Annotated in this window: 3 protein-coding genes; all 3 read right to left on the minus strand. The window is 60.2% G+C overall.

All coding sequences use genetic code 11. The annotated features are described in order from the left end of the window. Positions 1-3,180 (minus strand): ATP-binding protein (locus tag AAC083_RS12115; RefSeq protein WP_181364731.1); only part of this gene is annotated, 3,180 nt, incomplete at its 3' end. Positions 3,181-3,216: 36 nt separating this feature from the next. Further along, positions 3,217-3,513 carry an integration host factor subunit alpha gene (gene ihfA / locus AAC083_RS12120; RefSeq protein WP_005300715.1) on the minus strand — a complete coding sequence of 99 codons (297 nt, stop codon included), beginning with the start codon at positions 3,511-3,513 and terminating at the stop codon, positions 3,217-3,219. Between the two features lie 3 nt (positions 3,514-3,516). Further along, positions 3,517-5,335, minus strand: a 1,819-nt coding sequence (pheT, locus tag AAC083_RS12125; protein ID WP_108536730.1) for a phenylalanine--tRNA ligase subunit beta, incomplete at its 5' end; no start/stop codon positions are given.

The following is a 5,335-nucleotide window of genomic DNA, read 5'->3' on the forward strand; positions in this document are numbered from 1 at the left end:
CTGCCAGTCCCAGTAACGCAGTCCCTGATCATCTTCGGCAGCGCACAACAGGGGGCCTGTGGGATCCTCGCTCAGGCCAAGCTCACCAAGCCAGGGCAAGAGATAAGCACGCTCCGTATCGTTCAACTGGATATTGACGTTGTCCACTCTCGGTTGCCAGCGCGGCGCCTCGTGCAGCAACACCAACGGCAAGGTGCAGGTGAAACGGCTGCCCCCTAGGGGACGCGGCTCGACCCGGATCTCGCCGCCCATCTGCTCCATCAGCTGACGGCTGATGGCCAGCCCCAGTCCGGTGCCCTGTGCCTTGGGCTGGCCCTCCTCTCCTCCCTGCTCGAATGGCAGGAACAGACGAGGCAGCAGATCAGCGCTGATACCTGGCCCTTCATCATCCACACCGCACAGCAAGCAGTTCTCTTCACGTCGGGCCCACAGCACCACCTCACCGGCGGGGCTGAACTTGATGGCATTGGCGAGCAGATTATGCAGCACCTGCTGCACCCTATGGGGATCCAGCTCAACCTGTGCCGGCAAGTGATGATCGATATCCAGTCGCAGTTGCAATCGCTTGGAGCGGGCCTTGGACCAGTGCACTGCTGCCACGTGCTCGCACAAGTCCACCAGATCGGTCGGCTGGGGAGAGAGCGCCAGCTGCCGGTTCTCGTTGCGACTGAAATCGAGCACATCGTTGAGCAGGCCGAGCAGCTCGTCCCCCGCCAGTCTGACATGGGAGAGCGCAGAGCGCTGCTCTGCCGATAAGGGAGTTTGATCGAGCCACTCCAGCAGCCCCAGAATGGCATTCATGGGGGTTCGGATCTCGTGGCTCACCGCCGCGAGAAAGCGTCCCTTGGCCAACACAGCTTGCTCGGCCAGCTCGTGGGAGGCTTGCAGGGCATGCTCCTGCTCGATTCTGGCAGTCACATCCTGCACCACGCCGTAAACGCGCCACCCCCCTTCCGGCTGGCTGCGACCCCGACCATAGAACTGCAGCCACCGCGTTCCTTTGCCCGGATGGGCATAACGCAGCGCATAGGAGAAGGGTTGCCCTGCCTGCAACATGGCCAGCATGGGCATCCGCATCTCGCGCCTGTCCTGATGCAGCAGCCGGCTGAGCGCGCTGTCGGGATCGCGGCGGATCTGCTGGCTGGCCAACCCCAGCAGCTCGTAACTGCCGCGGCTGATGAACTCGACCTGCGTTATGCCGCCCTGCTGCAGAATGAACTGAATGACGACCCCGGGCACTGTATTGGTGAGGGCACGCAGGCGACGCTCGGCCTGATGCAGCAAACGGGTGCGCTCGCGCAGAGCGCTGATATCGGACAGTGCGATCAGATCCCCTGCCTGTGTCGGCTTGCCCAGCTGCAGCGGGATCTGGGCGTAGGAGAACACCTGATCCCCGAGGGACAAGGTTCCTTCCGTCCCCTGTAACTGGGGCGATGGCAGGCTGAGTTCGGTCAGATAACGGGCCTCCAGCCGTTTGGCCTGCTTGTTGCGCTTGATGATCTCACCCTGATTGTTCCGCAGAAAGACGGGGGCCGGCAGCGCCTGGAACAGGGACTCCCTGAACTGGCTCTCCAACGCCAAGATCTGTTCCATCTCCTGGCGCTGATTAACCTCCCGCGCCAGCTGCTGGCGCGAGCGCCAGATCAGCCAGATGACGCTGGCACTGATCAGCAGTGCCAGCAATATGGATCCCAGCCAGATACCGTAACTGACCCCCGCCTGCTGGGTCAGCACCAGCCGGCGCCAGCGCTGGTTGAGTTCATCATTCTGCTTGCCGGTGAGGGTCATCAGACTCTGTTCCATCACCCCAGCCAGTTTGGGGCTGCGGGAGCCTATGGCAAAGCCAAGCCCGAAGCGGACCGGCAATTCCTTGATATTTAAGCCATCCAGCTGGTTGTTGCGCAGTGGATATTGCAGCTGGTACAGCTCGGTCAGCATGGCATCGGCTTTGCCTGCCCGCACTTTCGCAATGCCTGACTCAAGCGTCTCGCTCTTGCGCCACTCATGCTGGCCAAAATGTGCCAGCATGTCGGAGTCATAGAGGCTGGCAGGCACCAGTACCTCCCCCTTGAGTGCTTCCAGTCGTCCGAACGGCTGAGACTTGCGGCTGACCAGAGCATAGCGACTCTCGACCATGATGCGGGTAAAGTCGAACTCGCGGGTCAGGGCCGGGCTCTCCAGCAGGCCCGCCATCATGTCCGCCTCGCCACTGCGTAGCTTGTCCAAGGCCTCCTCCCTGTCCCGGGCTGGCACCACATGAAAGTTCAGTCCGGTCTGCAGGCTAACCCGGCGCAGCACATCGGCGCTCCAGCCCGTTAGCTGCCCCTGCCCGTCGATGCCGCTATAGGGCATAAGCGCAGGATCCACCACCAGTTTGATGGTGCGGGAGGTGCCGACCAGCAAGGCCTGCTCCTCATCGGTGAAGTGCAGTGGATTGATGTCCTGCTCTCCCTGTTCTAGATAGCGATCCAGATCCTTGTAGAGGCTACCGGGGGACATGTAGCGGAGCGCCGTGTCGATTAGCTCCCTGAGCTCCGGTTTGTCGCGCATCATAAGGCGATAGCTGATCACCAGTTCATCGTTGCGCAACCGGCGCAACCGCAATCCCTCATCCGGATATTCGCGCATCAGGTAACGCAGTTGCAGGTAGTCACCGAGATAGGCAGTCCCCTTACCTGCCACCAACGCCGCATACCAGTTGTCAGCGTCGGTCAGGGCCAACTGGGTTGCATGGGGATAGAGCGACTTGAGCACCTCACTCGCCTGCCAGACGGGCGATACCAGAAAGGTGGCGCGTTCCAGCTCACCGCGATAGACAATGGCGGATTCGGCCTCCAGCAGAGCGCGGCTCAGGGCCATGCCCGGCAATACCTGTAGTGAAGAGCCGACATACGGGATGAGATCACAGCGTCCCGCTAGCAGCCCCTGCTGCACGGCGGACCAGTTTGGCAATTTCTCGTGCAGCAATGGTACCGGCAGCTGCTCGGCCAGCTGCTCAAGCTGATCGATCAGCAAGCCCCCCGACTCTTCGAGATAGGGTGGCAGGATCAGGGCCGGATAGCAGATGGTCAGCGGCTTGAGTACGTCGGTATAGGCCTGGGTGGCCGGCGACAGGGGTAAGGTCATAGCCTGCACCGGCATTGCCAGCAGCAGTGTGAGTAAAAGCTGGTTTTTTATCATGAAAAAGTAAAAGCCAGGCGGTTGCCTGGCTTTTTATCACTCGTTGGGTTCAACATTTTCTACCCTGGCCTTGAGCTTCTGGCCAGGCCGGAAGGTCACCACGCGACGAGCGCTGATAGGAATATCCTCGCCCGTTTTGGGGTTGCGTCCGGGACGCTGATTCTTCTCACGAAGGTCAAAGTTACCGAAGCCTGAAATCTTGACTTGTTCACCACGCTCTAGCGCCTGTCTGATTTCCTCAAAGAAGGCTTCCACCATATCTTTGGCTTCACGCTTGCTCATCCCCAGCTGGGTGAACAGGTGCTCTGCAATGTCGGCTTTGGTAAGCGCCATAGATCAATCCCTCAAGGATGCATTCAACTCTTCACCAAGGGCCCGCACGACATTGTCTACGGTCTCGGCAATCTCTTTCTCCTCCAGGGTGCGCTGGGTGTCTTGCAATACAAGACTGATGGCCAGGCTCTTCTTGTCCTCTGCCATACCAGCACCCTGGTATACGTCAAACAAGTTTATTCCAACTACCTGATTTCCGCCAACTTTTTTAATTACTGCAAGGACATCGCCGGCCAGAACCGCAACGTCGACCACCACTGCGATATCGCGACGGTTGGCAGGGAAGCGAGAAACCTCGGTTGCAACCGGCACCTTGGCCGGCGTCAGCTTGTCCAGCTCCAGTTCAAACATGACGGCGCGGCTCTTGAGACCCAGCTTCTTCTCGAGGCTCGGGTGGATCACGCCGATATGGCCGATGACCTCGCAATTACGCGAGATGGCTGCGCTCTGGCCCGGATGCAGGGCGCTGTGCTCGGTACGCTCGAAGCTAAAGGTGGCCCCTTCGGCGGTGAGATCCAGTATCGCTTCCAAGTCTCCTTTCAAATCAAAGAAGTCGGCACCACGGCTCTTGATGTCCCAGTGTTCATCACTCTGGTTGCCAATGATGATACCGGCCAGCATCGGCTCCTGACGGATGCCGTTCTCGGCGCTTTCATCCTTGATGAAACGCAGACCCTGCTCGAACAGGCGCACACGCGGCTGCTGACGGTTCTGGTTGTAAACCACGGCCTGCACCAGACCCGGGAACAGAGAGACGCGCATGGCGGACATCTCGACCGAAATCGGGTTAGGCAGCACGATGGCGTCGCTCTGCGGGAACAGGGTTTGCTGGGTCTTGGGATCGACGAAGCTGTAGGTGATCGCTTCCTGGAAACCGCGAGCAACCAGCAGGTCACGCACGCGCTTCAAGGTCACCTGCCCTTCTGCCTGCTCAACCATCGCCAGAGAGGCGGCAGGTTTGAGGTTCGGGATGTTGTTGTAGCCGTAGATGCGGGCCACTTCCTCGATGAGGTCTTCCTCGATGGCGATATCGAAACGCCAAGAGGGTGCCAGCGCAGTCCAGCCATCAGCATCAACCGTCACCTGCATGCCGAGGCGGGTCAGGATCTCGACCACCTGAGCATCAGCCACGCTGATACCGATCACTTTGTCGAGCTTGGTGCGACGCAAGCGGATAGGGGCCGCTTTCGGCAGATGGGCATCGGATTTGACCTCGATGACCGGGCCCGCTTCGCCGCCGCAGATATCCAGCAGCAGGCGGGTGGCACGATCCATCACCTTGGCTTGCAGCTCGGGATCAACCCCGCGCTCGAAGCGATGGGAGGAGTCGGTGTGCAGACCATAGGCACGGGCACGACCTGTGATGGAGAGCGGCGCAAAGAAAGCGCACTCCAGCAGGATGTCGGTGGTGGTCTCAGAGACGCCAGTGCGATTACCGCCGAAGATACCGGCCATGCAGGCAGGGCCTTTGGCATCGGCAATCACCAGGGTGGTCTCTTTGAGCTTCACTTCATTGCCATCGAGCAGGGTCATCGGCTCGTCAGCGTTGGCGCGACGCACCACCAGTTCCCCGTCAAGCCGAGCCAGATCGAAGGCGTGCATCGGCTGACCGTATTCCAGCAGCAGGTAATTGGTGATATCGACGATGGCGTCAATGGAGCGAATACCGCCACGGCGAAGCTTCTCTTGCATCCAGAGCGGGCTCTGGGCCTGCAGGTTCAGCCCCTTGATGACGCGACCCAGATAACGGGGGCAATCGGTCGGTGCCTCAACCCGGATCGGGAAGGTCGCATCACAGGTGGCAGCAGCTGGCGTCCAGGTC

The organism is Aeromonas sp. HMWF014, assembly GCF_963878295.1.
GTDB classification, from domain to species: Bacteria; Pseudomonadota; Gammaproteobacteria; order Enterobacterales; family Aeromonadaceae; genus Aeromonas; species Aeromonas popoffii.

Bases quoted from the DNA above. Each gene is read 5' to 3' on its own strand.
- ihfA (WP_005300715.1), bottom strand. From the start codon at position 3,513: ATGGCGCTTACCAAAGCCGACATTGCAGAGCACCTGTTCACCCAGCTG.